Origin of the sequence: Methylophilus rhizosphaerae (genome assembly GCF_900100975.1) — a bacterium.
GTDB classification, from domain to species: Bacteria; Pseudomonadota; Gammaproteobacteria; order Burkholderiales; family Methylophilaceae; genus Methylophilus; species Methylophilus rhizosphaerae.
The window spans coordinates 48,320-65,809 of the sequence record NZ_FNFX01000001.1; the positions used below are offsets into that span (position 1 = coordinate 48,320).

The 17,490-nt window shown below is 51.4% G+C and carries 16 protein-coding genes; 1 reads left to right on the forward strand and 15 read right to left on the reverse strand.

The window, feature by feature from the left end:
* The first annotated feature begins 31 nt into the window (after positions 1 to 31).
* The gene (locus tag BLP53_RS00220; RefSeq protein ID WP_091467999.1) at positions 32 to 835 is read left to right on the forward strand and encodes a pyruvate, water dikinase regulatory protein; all 804 of its coding nucleotides are present in this window, start codon (positions 32 to 34) and stop codon (positions 833 to 835) included.
* A gap of 46 nt (positions 836 to 881) precedes the next feature.
* On the opposite strand, the gene BLP53_RS00225 is transcribed toward BLP53_RS00220, so the two are convergent.
* From BLP53_RS00225 to BLP53_RS13740, 15 genes are all read right to left on the reverse strand, one after another.
* Positions 882 to 1,562: a hypothetical protein gene (locus BLP53_RS00225; RefSeq protein WP_091470261.1), complete on the reverse strand. Its 681-nt coding sequence runs from the start codon at positions 1,560 to 1,562 to the stop codon at positions 882 to 884.
* Positions 1,563 to 1,688: 126 nt separating this feature from the next.
* Entirely contained in the window at positions 1,689 to 2,903 is a 1,215-nt protein-coding gene (locus BLP53_RS00230) for a multidrug effflux MFS transporter (protein WP_091468003.1), read from the reverse strand.
* A gap of 84 nt (positions 2,904 to 2,987) precedes the next feature.
* The gene (pqqE, locus tag BLP53_RS00235; protein ID WP_091468006.1) at positions 2,988 to 4,169 is read right to left on the reverse strand and encodes a pyrroloquinoline quinone biosynthesis protein PqqE; all 1,182 of its coding nucleotides are present in this window, start codon (positions 4,167 to 4,169) and stop codon (positions 2,988 to 2,990) included.
* A 17-nt stretch (positions 4,170 to 4,186) separates the two neighbouring features.
* Positions 4,187 to 4,471 carry a pyrroloquinoline quinone biosynthesis peptide chaperone PqqD gene (gene pqqD, locus BLP53_RS00240; protein WP_091468009.1) on the reverse strand — a complete coding sequence of 95 codons (285 nt, stop codon included), beginning with the start codon at positions 4,469 to 4,471 and terminating at the stop codon, positions 4,187 to 4,189.
* A 32-nt stretch (positions 4,472 to 4,503) separates the two neighbouring features.
* Positions 4,504 to 5,268 (reverse strand): pyrroloquinoline-quinone synthase PqqC, encoded by a 765-nt coding sequence (gene pqqC, locus BLP53_RS00245; RefSeq protein WP_091468012.1) that lies wholly within the window; start codon positions 5,266 to 5,268, stop codon positions 4,504 to 4,506.
* A gap of 9 nt (positions 5,269 to 5,277) precedes the next feature.
* Positions 5,278 to 6,219: a pyrroloquinoline quinone biosynthesis protein PqqB gene (pqqB, locus tag BLP53_RS00250; protein ID WP_091468015.1), complete on the reverse strand. Its 942-nt coding sequence runs from the start codon at positions 6,217 to 6,219 to the stop codon at positions 5,278 to 5,280.
* Between the two features lie 282 nt (positions 6,220 to 6,501).
* Positions 6,502 to 7,584, reverse strand: a complete 1,083-nt coding sequence (locus BLP53_RS00255; RefSeq protein ID WP_091468018.1) for a 3-deoxy-7-phosphoheptulonate synthase — start codon at positions 7,582 to 7,584, stop codon at positions 6,502 to 6,504.
* Positions 7,581 to 8,684 carry a histidinol-phosphate transaminase gene (hisC, locus tag BLP53_RS00260; RefSeq protein ID WP_091468021.1) on the reverse strand — a complete coding sequence of 368 codons (1,104 nt, stop codon included), beginning with the start codon at positions 8,682 to 8,684 and terminating at the stop codon, positions 7,581 to 7,583. Before hisC ends, BLP53_RS00255 begins: the two co-directional genes overlap by 4 nt.
* 11 nt (positions 8,685 to 8,695) lie before the next feature.
* Positions 8,696 to 9,778: a prephenate dehydratase gene (gene pheA, locus BLP53_RS00265; RefSeq protein ID WP_091468025.1), complete on the reverse strand. Its 1,083-nt coding sequence runs from the start codon at positions 9,776 to 9,778 to the stop codon at positions 8,696 to 8,698.
* Between the two features lie 23 nt (positions 9,779 to 9,801).
* Complete coding sequence (serC, locus tag BLP53_RS00270; RefSeq protein WP_091468028.1) at positions 9,802 to 10,881, reverse strand: 3-phosphoserine/phosphohydroxythreonine transaminase; 1,080 nt, start codon at positions 10,879 to 10,881, stop codon at positions 9,802 to 9,804.
* An 8-nt stretch (positions 10,882 to 10,889) separates the two neighbouring features.
* Positions 10,890 to 13,460, reverse strand: a complete 2,571-nt coding sequence (gyrA, locus tag BLP53_RS00275; protein ID WP_091468032.1) for a DNA gyrase subunit A — start codon at positions 13,458 to 13,460, stop codon at positions 10,890 to 10,892.
* Between the two features lie 226 nt (positions 13,461 to 13,686).
* On the reverse strand, positions 13,687 to 14,874 hold the full coding sequence (locus tag BLP53_RS00280; protein ID WP_091468035.1) for an O-succinylhomoserine sulfhydrylase: 1,188 nt from the start codon (positions 14,872 to 14,874) through the stop codon (positions 13,687 to 13,689).
* A 190-nt stretch (positions 14,875 to 15,064) separates the two neighbouring features.
* Positions 15,065 to 16,600 carry an amidophosphoribosyltransferase gene (purF, locus tag BLP53_RS00285; RefSeq protein ID WP_091468039.1) on the reverse strand — a complete coding sequence of 512 codons (1,536 nt, stop codon included), beginning with the start codon at positions 16,598 to 16,600 and terminating at the stop codon, positions 15,065 to 15,067.
* 25 nt (positions 16,601 to 16,625) lie between these two features.
* Positions 16,626 to 17,144 carry a CvpA family protein gene (locus BLP53_RS00290; protein WP_091468043.1) on the reverse strand — a complete coding sequence of 173 codons (519 nt, stop codon included), beginning with the start codon at positions 17,142 to 17,144 and terminating at the stop codon, positions 16,626 to 16,628.
* An 8-nt stretch (positions 17,145 to 17,152) separates the two neighbouring features.
* The coding region (locus BLP53_RS13740; RefSeq protein WP_245652546.1) for an SPOR domain-containing protein at positions 17,153 to 17,490 on the reverse strand (338 nt) is incomplete at its 5' end.

A 17,490-nucleotide genomic window follows, 5' to 3' on the forward strand; every position in this document is an offset into this window, starting at 1 on the left:
CAATCCGCTGTAATTTACCTGAGGCATCTGTATGAATCACCGTTCTGTGTTTATTATTTCTGACGGGACAGGGATCACGGCGGGTGCCTTAAGTAAGCTGCTGGAGCACTTTCCAAACACCCAGTTCACCACCACCCGCCTGCCTTTTACCGATAATGATGAAAAGGTGCAGGCAGCGGTGGAACATATCCAGAAAGTCGGCGATCAGGATGGCATTCGCCCGATTGTGATCATGTCGATTGGCAATGGCGAACACCGCGATCGCTTAAAACAGGCCAATGCCTATTTCATCGATTTATTCCATCGCTTTATCTATCCCTTGGGCGCAGAACTGCATCAGGAACCATTAACCGGCGCCAGTATTGCCTATAGTGTCAAAGGCCATAGTTATCTTGAGCGCATGGAAGCGATTAATTTCACGCTGAACCACGATGATGGCATGACCAACTCTGGGCTGGATGAGGCAGATGTCATCCTGATCGGGGTCTCCCGCTGCGGGAAAACCCCTACCAGTATTTACCTGGCCATGCAGTTTGGCATCAAGGCGGCCAATTACCCATTGATTCCAGAGGATTTTGAGCGCGGCTCATTACCGGCAGCAGTGGAAAAGAATATCGAGAAGATTTTCGGGCTGACCATTAAACCTGAACGGCTGCATTCCGTACGCAGCGAACGCCGCCCTGACAGTTTTTATGCTTCACTAGACAATTGCCGCAACGAAATCGCCACGGCAGAACAAATGATGCGGCACTACAATATTCCATGGGCAGACTCAACCAGCCGTTCGATTGAAGAACTATCGGCCATTATCCTGCAAAGAATACGCCAGCGCTAAGGCTGGCGTTTGTTGACTCGTTAAATTAACTTGGTGCTGTAACCCATCAGGCAGCCATTGCTATCTCGCCCGTGTGGGAACCGGTTTGCGCTTGTGGCTGCAATGCATCACCACGCCAGCAGTAATAAAACTCACGCGACATACTCAAAAATGCATGCTGGTTACCCAGCGCGATAAATAAGGGCAGGTTTCTATCCACCATCTGGCGATAGCTGTGAGACTGTTTGTGCGGCACACTACGCAAAGACAGCAGTAAACATTTAGCCATACGCATACGTTCCTTGAACCTGGCCGGATCAAGCTCTTTCACCAGCGACACATGCCGGAAAGCCTCCAGGGCCTGTGTTTCCGCCGTGGTCATGGCCGTTTTATCCAGGTCATACCAATGCTTGAACAACTCATCCTGCGTGGCCATGGCGGCCGGGGCAGCGCCGTTGAATAACCTAGCCTGGCTCATGGCAGCAATCGCCTTGATATCCCGCACCCAGAAGGAGAAAAACTCGCGCACCACTGGCAGCACCATGGGGATTTCAGCCGTATCAATACTGGCAATAAACCGGTCCACTGCCTGACGGTAATGGCTACCGTCACAGGGAATCTCTTTCAAGAATGCGCTGAGCCGGAGAATGATAAATTCGCGTTGCACCAGTGTGCGCTGGCTCACACCTTGACCGGTCAGCAATTTGACATAAGCTTTATGTGCTTCTTCTTCTCTGCTCAATTCCATTTCAGGTTCCCTCTGCTTGCCCTTCCAATATGCCATGCGCAAAATGCACTACACTGCCATATTAAAGTAGCCTGTCGCATTTTAAATGCGCAATCAAGCTGTGAAACGCCTCATAGTTTAGCGCTTTTACCCGATCTCCATTCGTGCGGGCATTGGCTGTCGGCGTGCAAAAAACAACAGTACAGCACTCATCAATGTCATTACCAGCATGGTCAGTGCCAGTTTCAGGGGGGAATCCCACATCAATGGCACAATCACGGCTGAACTGAGCGTGGAACAAAGCATTTGCATAAATGCCTGCGCCGAGGCCGCTGCACCGCGCACCGCGGGAAAGCAATCCAGCGCAGCAATGGAAAGTACGGGCATGGCTGCCGCCATACCAATATTAAACAGGGCAATGGGAAGAATGGCCAGCCACCAGGCAGACTGCATCGTGTGCATGGCCCAATACTGTATGCCAACGTTGCTACAGGCAACCAGCACCATCCATACAAACGCCCAGCGTAGCAATCTGGACGGCGATAATTTTCCTGCACTATGTCGGGAAATCCACGAGCCCAACATCATGCCGGTCACCGTTGGGATAAACAAAAAACCGAATTGCTGGCTACTCAAGTGCAAATGCTCGACCAAGAACACCGGGCTGGCGAGTACATAAATAAAAAACGCTGCAAAATTAAGGCCGAGGCAGGTAATCAGCACCACGAATGTGCGATGTTGCAACATAATGCCATAACTGCGGGCAATGCCTGCGAAAGACAGGGGCACGCGTTTGTCTGGCGTCATGGTTTCGGGCAGGTACCTTACGGCTGCGCCCAGAGCGATAGCAGCATAAAGGGCCAGAAATACAAAAATGGCTTGCCAGTGGATGCCCAGTAACAGCCCGCCCAATATCGGCGCGACCGCTGGTGCAATCCCGAACAGGAGTTGTACTGTCGCCATGACGCGCTGTGCTTGTGGTCCGGAGAACAGATCCCGCACCATGGCACGGGCCACGGTATTCCCTGCCCCGCCACTGACGCCTTGTAATGCGCGGAACAGCCATAAGGTCTGTACATTGGGGGCGAAAGCGCAGCCCACGCTGGCCACTACGAAAATACCCAGCCCCCATTTAATGGTTTTAATACGGCCGATGGCATCGGAAATGGCGCCATGGCACAACGTCATGATGGCATAAGGGAGCAAATAAAAGGTCAGGCTTTGCTGGATAGCCACGCCATCGGTACCAAATTCGGCAGCCATGACATGAAACGCAGGCAGGTAAGTATCAATCGCAAACGGGGCCAATGCAGCCAGTGTGGCGAGTACCAGCACCAGCACGGAGGAACGAGATTTCAAAATGAAGCGCTTTCTTTAAAAACAAGACAGGTGCCTGGGCACCTGTAAATAATAAAGCATATTGCAGCAAGCGGCTAACGCTGCTCGTTAAGGCAGGGCATGAAACTGCTCAATCCGCTCTTTATCCCCTTCCACATATTTCTTGGAATTCTTGTCTGTCCTGAAAATGATAGGCTGCTCACGCAAAAATGGTTTCTGCGAGTTCAACAGCGCTTCATCAATCAAATGGCGATTAGGTGACTTGGTGCAAACAGGATCGGCCATTTCCGCATCACCACTCAGCAAGTAGGATTGGCAGCGGCAACCACCCAGATCGTTTTCCTTCTCGCTACAGCTGCGGCAAGGCTCTTTCATCCATTCCATGCCACGATATTTGTTAAATGCCGGCGACTCTTTCCAGGCCCATTCCAGGCCGTTCTCACGCACATTGGGGAAAGTCAGGCCCGGCAAAACGCGCGCAGAGTGACAAGGCAGCACATCGCCATTCGCTGTCACGATCATGAATACCTCACCCCAACCATTCATGCATTTTTTCGGGCGGTCGGAAAAGTAATCCGGCACCACAAAAAACACCTTCATTTTATTACCAACACGTTCCCTGAACGCATTAGTCGCTGCTTCTGCACGGTTTAACTGTTCACGCGTAGGCATGAGTTGATCGCGATTGACCAGGCTCCAGCCGTAGTACTGGGTATTGGCCAGTTCGACATAGTCAGCGCCCAATGCTTCTGCCATTTCCAGAATCTTGTCGACCTGGTCAATGTTGTAACGGTGGATCACCACATTCAACACCATGGGATAACCATGCGCTTTAATCATGGCCGCCACTTTTTTCTTCAACTCGAAAGTACGCGTATTGGTAATAAAGTTGCTGATGTCTTCCGTCACATCGTGCATGGAAAGCTGGATGTGATCCAGGCCCCCTTCTTTAAAGGCCTGGATGCGTTTTTCAGTTAACCCCACCCCGGAAGTAATCAGGTTACTGTAATAACCTAACTTGTGTGCTTCAGCGACAATGTCTTCGATATCATCGCGCAATAAAGGCTCGCCACCGGAAATGCCCAGTTGAATGGCCCCCATTTTACGGGCATCACGCAGGGCGCTGATCCATTGCTCGGTACTTAACTCATTTTTGGTGTGCTTGTCATAATCGGTCGGGTTATAACAAAAAGCACAATGCAGCGGGCAGCGATAAGTCACTTCTGCCAGCAGCCATAACGGCTGCTTCTGGGTCACGCTTGCTGCAACGCCATTATTTAATTGTGCCATCATGCTCTCCTTTCGGATTAATTCACCTTGCGCAACCAGGCTTTGCCTACGGCAAGGTCAAACATGCCCAGGATATCGTTTTCAATGTCTTCGGCATCAGGAAAAGCCGCTTTCAGGTCAGCCACAATATCGCCTACAGTGGCTTTACCATCCACGCGTTTCAGAATCTCGCCTGCACCGCCATGCAGCTTGATCATGCCTTCCGGAAACAGGATGACATAGCTTTGCTGCGCCTCTTCCCACTGAAAGCGGTGATGCAAGGCAATCGCATAAATATCTGTATGCTGAATATTGTTTTCCATGTTCTTACTTTCAATAACTTCTCTGACCGGGCTTAGCTTTCGATCTGTATGACGGGCTGGCGTAAGTAATCACGGCCTTCCGTTTTAATGTCGGTACAGGCCAGCATGATCGAGTCTGCAATCACCCAAAGCACATTCAGTTTGAATTGCAAAATTTCCAATGCCTTCATCTGCATTTCGCGCGAAGGACTGAAGTAATCCAAAGTCACACTTAAACCCTGCTCTACGTCGCGACGTGCTTCTGTCAGGCGCTTTTTAAAGTACATCAGGCCTTCTTCCTTGACCCATGGGTACATACCAGGCCAGGAGCTGATGCGTTGCTGGTGGATATGCGGCGCAAACAGTTCGGTCAGGCTGGAACAGACGCTTTCCTGCCAGGGGCGCTGTTTGGCAAAGTTAATATAGGCATCGACCGCAAAACGCACACCAGGAGAAACCAGTTCCAGGCTGGTCACTTGTTCGCGAGTCAGGCCAACGGCTTCTCCCAGCTTGATCCAGGCTTCAATGCCCCCGATCTGGTCATCCACGCCATCATGATCGGTAATACGCACTATCCATTGCTTGCGTACTTCCTTGTCCGGGCAATTAGACAGAATTGCCGCATCCTTCATTGGAATCGCGATCTGGTAGTAAAAACGGTTGGCGACCCAGCACTGCAATTGCTCTTTGGTCAATTTGCCTTCATACATCATCACGTGAAACGGATGGTAGATATGGTAACCTTGCCCTTTTTCGCGAAGTTTGGCTTCGAATTCCTCACGGGTCCAGGGCAATGGTGCCTGAGTCACTGCGTTCATGTTGCTCTCCTATAGAATGATGTCCATGCCGTCGTAGGCGACTTCGATTTTGTGATCATCGAGAATCGCACGTTCGGCGGAATCTTCCCTTAAAATCGGATTGGTATTGTTGATATGAATCAGCACTTTACGTACCGGTTTGTTCGTACCAAACTTATCCAACTCTTCTATCATGCCGCCAGGGCCGGATTGCGGGTTATGACCAATGCTGCGCGCAGTTTTGCTCATCAATCCCATATCCAGCATTTCAGTGTTGGTCCAGAAAGTGCCATCGACCATAATGCAATCCGCCTGACTCATCAATGGTGGCAGATGAGGTTCTATTTCTGCCAGCCCTGGTGAATACCAGCATTTCTTGCCGGTTGAGATTTCTTCTATCAATACGCCTATCGTGTCGCCAGGATGCGGGTCATTACGGTGTGGTGAATATGGTGGTGCAGCACTCTTGAGTGCCACTGCAGTAAAACGCAGGTTAGGGACACCCGGAATCTCGAAGCTGCGAGCATTGCTGACATCATCGGCATCAATGGCAATTTCATGGTGGTTGATGCCACAGTAATGGCCCAGGATATTCAGGATCTGGTTACCGCTGGTCAAATCTTCATATACCATCCTGGTACAATAAATCTCGCGCTTGACCTGGCCTTCACGCAACATAAACAAACCGGTGGTATGGTCAATCTGGGCATCAATCAGCATAATCGCCTGAATGCCACTATCGCGAATCGCCCGGCCAGGCTGCAAGGGAGGGAATTCCTGTATTTGCTGCAATATGTCTGGCGAGGTATTAAACAGCACCCAATCAACGCCGTTGCTGGAAACACAGATGGAAGACTGTGTACGCCGTTTGGCTTTAATCGTTCCCTTGCGCAAACCGTCACAATTCTGACAGTTACAGTTCCACTGCGGAAATCCACCGCCAGCACCAGCACCCAACACGTGTATATACATAATCGCTTCTTGTTTTAATGGTTACTCAAAAATATTCAAGGTCATCATACAATAATTCAACATACTCGTTGATGACGCTTCAAATGGCTATTCCATCATGCTTAAAGGTTAAAAGCCATTTCCTATCTGGTAAGACTGGCATCATACGCATGCGTTGCACGATCAGCCTGCTATTGACAATGATTCGCTGCTCATGATTTTCATGAGCACAGGCTACGCCCTGCAATAAAATGAAAAAAGCCGCAAGGAAATGCGGCTCTTTTATCCGGTACAGCCAGGCAGTTACTCTTCTGCTGCCTGTTTTTCGCGGCGCGCCTTGACGGCGGCGGCCAGGGTTTCCAGCACGGTCACGGAGTCTTCCCATCCCAGGCAGGCATCGGTAATAGACTGCCCATACTTCAGAGGACAGCCTGGGGAGTGATCCTGGCGACCTTCATTCAGATGCGATTCCAGCATGACGCCAATAATGCGGCTATCGCCACTGGCGATCTGGCCGGCAATATTGTCAACTACCGAAATTTGATTTTTAAACTGCTTCTGGCTGTTTCCATGGCTGCAATCCACCATTAATACAGGTGCCAGACCAGCATCTGCCAGTTCGTCGCATACCTCGGCGATACTGTGTGCATCGTAATTGGGTAGTTTGCCACCCCGCAAAATGACGTGGCAGTCTTCATTGCCTTTGGTCGCAAAAATGGCCGACTCGCCTTCCTTGGTCACAGACAGGAAATGATGCGGGCTGGCGGCTGTTTTAATGGCATCAATGGCCACTTTGGCACCGCCATCCGTCCCATTCTTGAATCCCACCGGGCAGGACAAGCCAGATGCCAGTTCACGGTGGATTTGTGATTCAGTCGTGCGGGCGCCAATCGCGCCCCAGCTCACCAGGTCGGCAGTATATTGTGGCGAAACCACATCCAGGAATTCTGTCGCAGCCGGCACGCCAATTTCATTCACATCCATCAAAAACCGGCGTGCTTTTTCCAGGCCGAAATTGACATCGTAGGTGCCATCCAGATGCGGGTCGTTAATCAGGCCTTTCCAACCGACTGTAGTACGCGGTTTCTCGAAATACACGCGCATGACAATCAGTAACTCATTAACCAGGCGGTTGCGTATGTCAAGCAGGCGTCTGGCATATTCCATCCCGGCTTCGGTATCATGAATCGAGCAAGGCCCTACGATCACCAGCAGTCTATCATCGCCCTGGTGCAGGATGTGATGGATAGCCGTGCGCGTTTTCACGATATTCTGCGTACTGGCAGTACTCTCCTGCAGGCGCGATAAAAGTTCCGCCGGCTTGATTAGCGGCTTGATTTCCAGCACCCGAACATCGTCGGTCGCCAATTTTTCGTAAACAGTCATGACCCTAAAATCTTTTCCAGCACTTCCAGGAAGCGTGCATTTTCACTAAACAAACCGATACTGACGCGCAAATAATCCGGCATTTCATAATTGGCCACCGGCCTTACAATCACGCCCTGTTTCAGTAACGCCTGGTTGACGGCGCCTGCATTGGTCACTTTAAAACTGACAAAGTTGCCAAACGAGGAGATAAAGCTCAGCCCCAGCCTGGTCAAACCTTGCGTGATCTGTGCCATGCCCGCCTGGTTGGCGGCATAACTGCGTGCCACAAAATCCTCATCCTGCAATGAAACCGTCGCCGCCACTTGCGCCAGGCTATTCACGTTAAATGGCTGGCGGACTCGGTTCATTAAATCGGCCAATGCCGCATGCATTAGGCCAAATCCGACACGCAACCCTGCCAGGCCATACGCCTTGGAAAAAGTGCGGGAAATAATTAGGTTTTCAAACTCGGCCAACCAGCTGATCGCTTCAGATTTATCAGCCTCAGATAAATATTCGTCATAGGCCTCATCAAGTACCACGACGATATGCCTGGGCACCTGCTGCAAAAAGTGGCTTAACACGGGTTTGGCAATTAATGTACCCGTCGGGTTATTCGGGTTGGCCACAAAAATCAGCTTGGTTTTTGGCGTAATCGCCTGCAGGAAGCCCGGCAAGTCATGGCCGAACTCAATCGCAGGCACGACGACACCAGTTGCGCCTGCGGCTTGCGTGACCAAGGGGTACACGGCAAATGCATGCTGCGAATAAATCACTTCGTCCCCTGCTGTCAGGAAAGCCCGTGCCGCCAGTTCCAGGATATCGTTAGACCCATTGCCAAACACAATCTGGGCAGCCTGAACGGCGTATTTCTTGCTGACGGCATCGCGCAAGGTAAAACTGTTGCCATCCGGGTAGCGCGAGATTTCAGCCAGCGCCTCTTCCAGCGCCATTTGCGCTTTCGGGCTCATGCCCAAAGGGTTCTCGTTAGAAGCCAGTTTGACGATATCTGCTTCATTCAACCCCATTTCGCGTGCCAGTTCGCTAATGGGTTTACCACCCTGATAAGGCGCAATCGCACGAATATTCGCCGGCGCTAAATTGGATAAATCGGACATAAGGTTGACAATTAAATAATGGCGGCCGGGTAAGAACCCAGCACTTTTAGAAAAGTAGCACGCTCAGCCAGTTCCGCCAGTGCGGCTTGTACAGAGGGCATGTGCTGATGGCCTTCAATATCCACAAAAAACACATAATTCCACAAGTTTTGGCGGGAAGGCCTGGATTCCAGTTTGGTCATGCTCACGCCATGGCGCGACAGCGGCTCCAGCAACTGCAATACTGCACCGGGTTTGTTATGTGCGCTCATCACCAGGGAGGTCTTGTCCTGGCCTGACGGTGCCACCCCATGATTGCCTAGTACCAAGAAACGCGTCGTATTTTTCGGATCGTCTTCAATATTCTCGGCCAGGATATTCAAATCAAACAGCTCGGCCGCCCGCTTGCTGGCAATGGCTGCCGCAAACGTCCCTTGGCTTGCCACCAGGTCGTGCGTCATCTGCGCTGCACGCGCATTGCTGGTCACGGCTTCTCGCTGTGCGTTCGGCAAAAACTTATTCAGCCATTCGTGGCATTGCGACAATGACTGCGCATGCGAGAATATATGCGTGATCTGGCTAATATCCTGTTGGGCGGACAATAAACAGTGATGCACCGGCAGCGTGACTTCCCCCACCACATGCAATGTGCTGGCCAGCAATAAATCCAGCGTAATGCCAACAGCGCCTTCGGTGGAATTTTCCACCGGGACAATGCCGTAATCCGCCTGCCCTGCTTCCACCGTGCGGAACACTTCATCGATGCTGCCGCACACCACGGCCTGGCGCCCTTCACCAAACTGCTTCAGGGCGGCTTCTTCGCTATAAGTACCCAAAGGGCCTAAAAAAGCGATGGACAGTTCTTTTTCCAGTGCGCGGCAATTGGACATCACCGCACGAAAAATATAACTGACCGCTTCAGCAGAAAGCGGACCTTCATTGTCAGCCTGTAAACGGCGGATAACTTGTGCTTCACGCTCGGGGCGGTAAATCACCCCGTCCTCTTTCAAATGCCCGATTTCACGCGCCAGTTTGGCACGCTCATTGACCAGTGCCAGCATCTGCGTATCGAGAGCATCAATCTTGTCTCTAAATTGTTTTAATAAATCAGACATTTAAGAATTATACTTAATGCAACTTAAGAATTATTTTTTTCGAATTCCTGCATGAATGCGACCAAGGCTTTTACCCCTTCGACCGGCATTGCATTGTAGATACTCGCACGCATACCGCCGACGGAACGATGGCCTTTCAGCTGTAACAATCCACGCGCATCCGCCGCCTTCAGGAAGGCATCATTGAGCGCTTCGTCCTGCAAGCGGAACGGAATGTTCATACGTGAACGGAATGCCGGCTGGATCGGGTTATAGTAAAAATCGGTTTGATCCAGATAGTCATACAGCAGGTTAGCCTTGGCAATATTCACTTTTTCTATCGCCTCTACCCCACCTTGCGCCAGCAACCATTCAAACACCAGGCCGGCAATATAAATGCTGTAAGTCGGCGGCGTATTGATCATGCTCTGGTTTTCTGCCTGCGTTTTCCAGTGAAACACGGCGGGCGTCAGCGGGGATGCCTGTTCCAGCAAGTCTTCACGCACAATCACCAGGCACAACCCAGCCGGGCCGATGTTTTTCTGTGCGCCACCATAAATTACGCCATATTTTGACACATCAATCGGGCGGGACAGAATATGCGAAGACATATCCGCCACAACCGGTACGCCATACGTCTCCGGCACCTCTACAAACTCAACGCCATTAATCGTTTCATTCGTACAGTAATGCACGTAGGCCGCGTCTTTATTCAATTGCCAGTCAGCAAATGCAGGCACATGGGTAAAGCCACCTGCTTCAGCGGAAGCTGCGATATTAATCTGGCCATAAGCCCTGGCATCCTGCACACTGCGCTTGCTCCAGGAGCCGGTGACCACGTAATCCGCCGCTCTGCCATTGAGCAAATTCATCGGGATGATGGCGTTTTCGCCAATGGCACCGCCTTGCAGGAACAGCACTTTATAATTGGCCGGAATCGCCAGCAGCTGGCGCAAATCCGCTTCTGCTTTTTCCAGAATGCCGGTGAACTCCTTGCCACGGTGTGACATTTCCATCACGCTCATGCCGCTGCCATGCCAATCCAGCATCTCGGCCTGCGCACGCGCCAGCACAGGTTTTGGTAACACTGCCGGGCCGGCAGAGAAATTAAAAATCTGTTTCATGCGTCCCTTTATTCTTCGCTGTCGTCACTTTCATCATCGGTCTCGACAATTTTCTCCAGGCCAGACAATTTCTCACCCTCGCCCAGATTAATCAGCGTCACCCCTTGTGCGGCACGACCCATATCGCGGATTTCCTTCACGCGGGTACGGATCAGTACGCCGCCGGTAGTAATCAGCATGATTTCATCTTCGGCCGTCACCAGCTTCGCCGCAATCGCCAGGCCGTTACGCTCACTGATCGCAATGGCTTTCACGCCTTGCGTACCGCGGCCGGAGTGACGGAATTCCGATAGCACGGTACGTTTACCATAGCCATTCTCTGTCGCCACCAGGACAGACTGCTGGTCATTTTCTGCAATCAGCAAGGACAGTACCTGCTGTTTGGCCGCCAGCTTCATGCCGCGCACACCACGTGTTGCACGGCCCATAGGACGGACATCATCCTCGGTAAACCAGACCGCTTTGCCACCATTGGAGACCAGCACAATATCATTGTGACCATTGGTGACTTCCGCACCAATCAGGTAATCGCCTTCATCAAGATTGATTGCGATGATGCCGGACTTGCGTGGATTGGAGAATTCGATCAGCGCTGTTTTCTTGACCGTCCCCATGGCAGTAGCCATAAACACATAATGATTCTCGTCAAACTCTTTCACCGGCAGGATGGCGTTAATTTTCTCGCCTTCTTCCAATGGGAATAGGTTCACGATAGGCTTGCCGCGGCTAACGCGGCTGCCTTGCGGCACTTCATACACTTTTAACCAGTAAACGCGGCCACGGCTGCTAAAGCACAGGATGTAATCGTGGGTATTGGCCACAAACATCTTGTCGATAAAATCATCCTCTTTTGTTGCTGCGGCCTGTTTGCCACGGCCACCGCGACGCTGCGCACGGTACTCATCCAACGGTTGTGATTTGACATAACCGGTATGCGACAACGTCACGACCACATCTTGCGGTGTAATCAGGTCTTCCAGCGACAGATCTTGTGTATTTTGCTCGATTTCGGAGCGGCGCTTGTCACCAAACTGCTTCTGGATTTCATTCAGCTCTTCAACAATAATGGCTGTTACGCGCTCAGGCTTGGCCAGGATATCGAGCAAATCGGCGATGACATCCATCACCTCTTTGTACTCATTGACAATCTTGTCCTGCTCCAGGCCGGTCAGGCGTTGCAAGCGCATTTGCAGGATTTCCTGCGCCTGCACATCCGACAGTCTGTAACCATTCGGTGTCAGGCCAAAATCGACCGACAAGCCTTCGGGACGGGAGGCCTCCATGGCGGCACGTTTGAGCATTTCTTCCACCACAGGTGAATGCCAGCTACGCGCCATCAATTCTTTTTTCGCTTCCGGTGGCGTTGGTGCAGCCTTGATGATGGCAATCATCTCATCCACATTGGCCAAAGCCACGGCCAGGCCTTCCAGCACATGGCCACGGTCGCGCGCCTTGCGCAACTCGAATACAGTACGGCGCGTCACCACTTCACGGCGGTGGCGCAGGAAAGCTTCCAACATCTGCTTCAGGTTGAGCAAGCGTGGCTGGCCGTCCATCAGCGCCACCATGTTCATACCAAAGGTATCTTGCAGCTGGGTTTGCTTGTAGAGGTTATTTAAAATCACCTCAGGCACTTCGCCACGCTTCAGTTCAATCACCACGCGCATGCCGGATTTATCCGATTCGTCACGCAGGTCAGAAATACCTTCGATCTTTTTCTCGTTGACCAGCTCGGCGATTTTTTCAATCAGGGATTTCTTGTTGACCTGGTATGGTAGTTCATCAATGATGATGGACTGGCGCCCGCCCTTTTCCAGATCCTCAAAGTGTGTACGGCCACGCATCACCACACGGCCACGGCCGGTACGGTAACCTTCCTTGACGCCAACCGTGCCATAGATAATGCCTGCAGTCGGGAAGTCTGGTGCCGGAATGATATCAATCAACTCATCCACACTGATTTCAGGGTTTTTCAGTAGTGCAAAACAGGCATTCAGCACTTCATTCAGGTTATGTGGCGGGATATTGGTCGCCATACCTACCGCAATCCCTGAACTACCGTTAATCAGCAAGTTAGGGATACGTGTCGGCATAATCAACGGCTCTTGCTCGCTGCCGTCGTAGTTAGGGCCAAAGTCTACGGTCTCTTTTTCGATATCAGCCAGTAACTCATGGGCAATCTTGGACATACGGATTTCCGTATATCGCATCGCCGCCGCATTATCGCCATCGACAGAACCAAAGTTACCCTGGCCATCGACCAGCATGTAGCGCAGGGAGAAATCCTGCGCCATACGCACAATGGTGTCATACACTGCAGTATCACCGTGCGGGTGGTACTTACCGATTACGTCACCGACAATACGGGCAGATTTCTTATAAGGCTTGTTGTAGTCATTGGACAGCTCGTGCATGGCGAACAGTACGCGTCTGTGCACAGGCTTTAATCCATCACGAACATCGGGGAGTGCGCGACCAACAATCACGCTCATGGCGTAATCGAGGTAGCTGCGGCGCATCTCGTCTTCTAAACTGATAGGCAGGGTTTCTTTGGCAAATTGATCTGGAGACTGACTCATTCTTGACCCAATTTATAGTTAAAAGTTATCACGTGATTTTAGCATAGTTAGCAGCATTACGGCTGGCAAATCACGGCATGGCAGCCCGAATGCAGCCATCAGCATGCCTGATGAGAGGGTCTCAGCCTGATCAAGACAACAGGCGAAGCAATATCCGGGGTGAAGAGAGTGATGAAGCTGGCTTGCTGTATAGCCAACGGCCACCCAGCAAGCCAGCCTGCAGGTATCAAGCCTGCGTGAGTAACTGCAGGTCGGCTTTCAAATCCTCTACGTACTCCAGCCCCACCGCTATGCGTATCAGGCTGTCTTTTATACCGGCTTCGGCACGCGCTTCTGGCGAGATACGGCTATGGGTCGTGCTTGCAGGATGGGTAATCGTCGATTTTGCATCCCCCAGATTGGCAGTGATGGAAATCAACTGGGTCGCATCAATCACTTCCCAGGCCGCCTCCTGCTCGGTCTGGCCTGCGCGCGGCTTGACCTCAAAGCTGACAATACCGCCGCCCAGGCGCTGTTGCTGCTTGGCCAGGACATACTGAGGATGTGAGGCCAGCCCAGGGTAATACACACGCGCAACTCGCGGCTGCTGCTCCAGCCACTGTGCAATCGCCAATGCGCGCGCAGCATGCGCCTCCATACGCACTTGCAGCGTTTCCATGCCTTTTACAAACACCCAGGCATTAAATGCGCTCATGGTGACGCCTGCCGTACGCAAAAAACCATAAACCGGCTCAATCAGTGCCTTGCTTCCGAGGACAGCGCCGCCCAGTACCCTGCCCTGTCCGTCGATATACTTGGTCGCGGAATGGATGACAATATCAGCGCCCAATTTAAGCGGCTGCTGCAACGCAGGCGTACAAAAGCAATTATCGACCGCCAGGTAGGCGCCTGCGGCATGCGCCACCTGCGCCAGCCTGGCAATATCACCGATTTCGGTCAGCGGATTGGAGGGAGTCTCCACAAAAAACAATTTGGTGTTGGGTTTGACTGCGGCCTTCCAGGCATCTACATCCGTCAACGAAACCAGTGTGACCTCCAGCCCCCAGCGCTTGAGGATATTGGTAAACAATTGTACGGTAGTCCCGAAAATACTGCGGGACGTCACCACATGGTCACCGGCACTGCAAATACCCATGATGGTGGCCAGAATGGCCGACATACCGCTCGAAGTCGCCACGCACTGTTCAGCACCCTCAAGCGCAGACAGCTTGTCCTGGAACATGGTCACGGTAGGATTGGTAAAGCGGGAGTAAATATTACCCGGCTCTTTCCCGCCAAAGCGGGCAGCCGCCTGTGCAGCGCTCTTGAAGCGAAAACTGGAATTCAAAAACAACGCTTCCGAGTTCTCGCCAAATTCCGTGGTTAAAGTACCGGCACGTACGGCCAGCGTTTCCATATGATATTGATCGTCCATAGCTCCTCAATTTCCGCCTACTGCGGGAGCCAATAAAAAACCCGTTTCAGCATTGCGCTAAAACGGGTTTTTGGCTCTCGCTTTAGCAGTATTTATTATGCGCTCGCAAGCTGAGTCTGGCTTCGTTTAAAGTTCGCCACTCAAATCAGCGCAATTTGATTAAACGCCTTTTGGCGAGGCCTGTCAAGCCTTACTCCACCCCGGCCAGATCAGTGGATAATAAATTCAGATCCAGTTGCGTGGTCGAGTTTGGTGGCAGTTGCTTTTTGTTCATATCGCTACGGGCCGCTTCAATACGGTTGAGATAAGCCGCATCCACATCACCGGTTACGTATTTACCATCAAAGCAGCTACAGTCAAATTCGGTCAAATGCGGGTTCGACTTGGTAATACTATCCCTCAACGCATCCAGATCCTGGTAAATCAATCCATCAGCGCCAATGGCTGCACAAATTTCCTCATCGGTACGATTGGTAGCCAGCAACTCATCGCGGCTAGGCATATCAATGCCATAGACATTCGGGAAACGCACAGGGGGTGCAGCAGAAGCAAAATAGACCTTATTGGCACCGGCATCACGCGCCATCTGCACGATTTGCTGCGAGGTGGTGCCACGCACGATGGAATCATCTACCAACAGTACATTTTTACCTTTGAATTCAATCCCGATCGGGTTCAGTTTCTGGCGTACTGACTTTTTACGCAATGCCTGGCCAGGCATAATAAACGTACGGCCGATATAACGGTTTTTGATAAAGCCTTCGCGGCAATTCAACCCTAATGCAATGCCTAATTGCGAAGCACTGGGACGACTGGTATCCGGGATGGGAATCACCACATCAATCTGCTTGTCTGCCCATTCACGCTTGATTTTCTCGGCCAGCAATGTGCCCATATCAAGACGGGTCTGGTAGACAGAAACACCATCAATCACAGAATCAGGACGCGCCAGATAAACGTATTCAAAAATACAGGAAGCCAGTTTCGGGTTTTGCGCGCACTGGCGGCTAAACAAATGGCCATCCATATCAATAAATACCGCTTCCCCCGGCTCTACGTCACGCAGCATGGTAAAACCCAGCACATCCAGGGCTACACTCTCCGAAGCCACAATATATTCGGTGCCTTTGTCTGTTTCCTGCTTGCCAATCACCAGGGGACGGATGCCATGCGGGTCACGGAAAGCCAGCAAACCGAAATTGGCAATCATCGCCACCACGGCATAGGCACCTTTACAGCGCCTGTGCACGCCAGCCACTGCATCAAACACCATGTCACTGTTCAGCAGGGCATTCTTTGAAGTATCTTCAATTTCGTGGGCCAGGACATTCAGCAATACTTCAGAATCAGAATTGGTGTTGATATGGCGCAAATCCTGCCTGAACATTTCAGATTTCAGTTGTTCCGAATTGGTCAGGTTGCCATTGTGACCAAGCACAATCCCAAAGGGAGAGTTGACATAGAAAGGCTGGGCTTCAGCCGCACTGGAGGAGCCAGCTGTGGGATATCGCACATGGGCAATGCCTACATTGCCCACCAGGTTGCGCATGTGGCGCGTATGGAATACATCTTTCACCAGGCCATTATTCTTGTGCATATGGAAGGTATTGCCATCGCAGGTAACGATACCGGCAGCATCCTGGCCGCGATGCTGTAGCACCAGCAATCCATCATACAACAACTGGTTCACCGGATTTTTACCAACAATACCGATAATTCCACACATAGCGAGATCCTATTCAGGTTACAAATTAAATCAGAGACTCATCAGCTGGCTGATGATCCAAATGCACATGCCCGGCAATACTAGGTGGTAGCCATGGCAGCAATTTCAAGACCAGGGCCTCAAGCGGCGCACTTAACATGGCATTGGTCCAGCGTACATCTTTAGGGATATCGGTCATGGCGGCCAGCAACACCAGGATACAGACAATCAGTACGCCTTTGGCAGCACCGGCAATGCCACCCAGCAAACGATTGAGGCCACCCAATCCTACTGCCTTGAGCAGGGTTGTTAATAGTAAAGCCATCAGGGTGCATAAAAACAATACAGCCAGGAACACCAGCAGGAACGCCGCAATCGCTTTCACTTGCTCGCCAGGAACCTGGTCGGGAATGTAGTGCATGACTTCGCCGTTAAATTTGTTTGCCAGGTAAAAGGCCAGCACCCAGCCCAATACTGAAAACAGCTCGCGAATGGCGCCACGCATCAATCCAACCAGGATGGAGAAACCAACAATACCAAGCACTAAATAATCAAATATCGTCATTGCCCGTATCAGGATTTGCTTGCAACAATGCCTTTAAAGCCCGCCGCCTCAAGTTTTTTCAACACGGCTGCAGCTTCATTGCGAGTAGTATAGGTATGTGTACGCAAGCGCAGTTTCTGGCCAGTTGCATCCACCTTTTCAGACATCGCATCAAAACCGGCCTGCTTGAGCTTGGTTTGCAGGCTTTCCAGGTTATTGGGGTCAGAAAACACACCAAATTGCACAAAATACTTCCCTGAACTTTTATCGGAAGCGGTTGAAGTCTCTTTAATGGTTGGCTTGGCCGCCGCAACTTTGGGTTCAACTTTGGGTTCAACTTTGGGTTCAACTTTGGGTTCAACTTTGG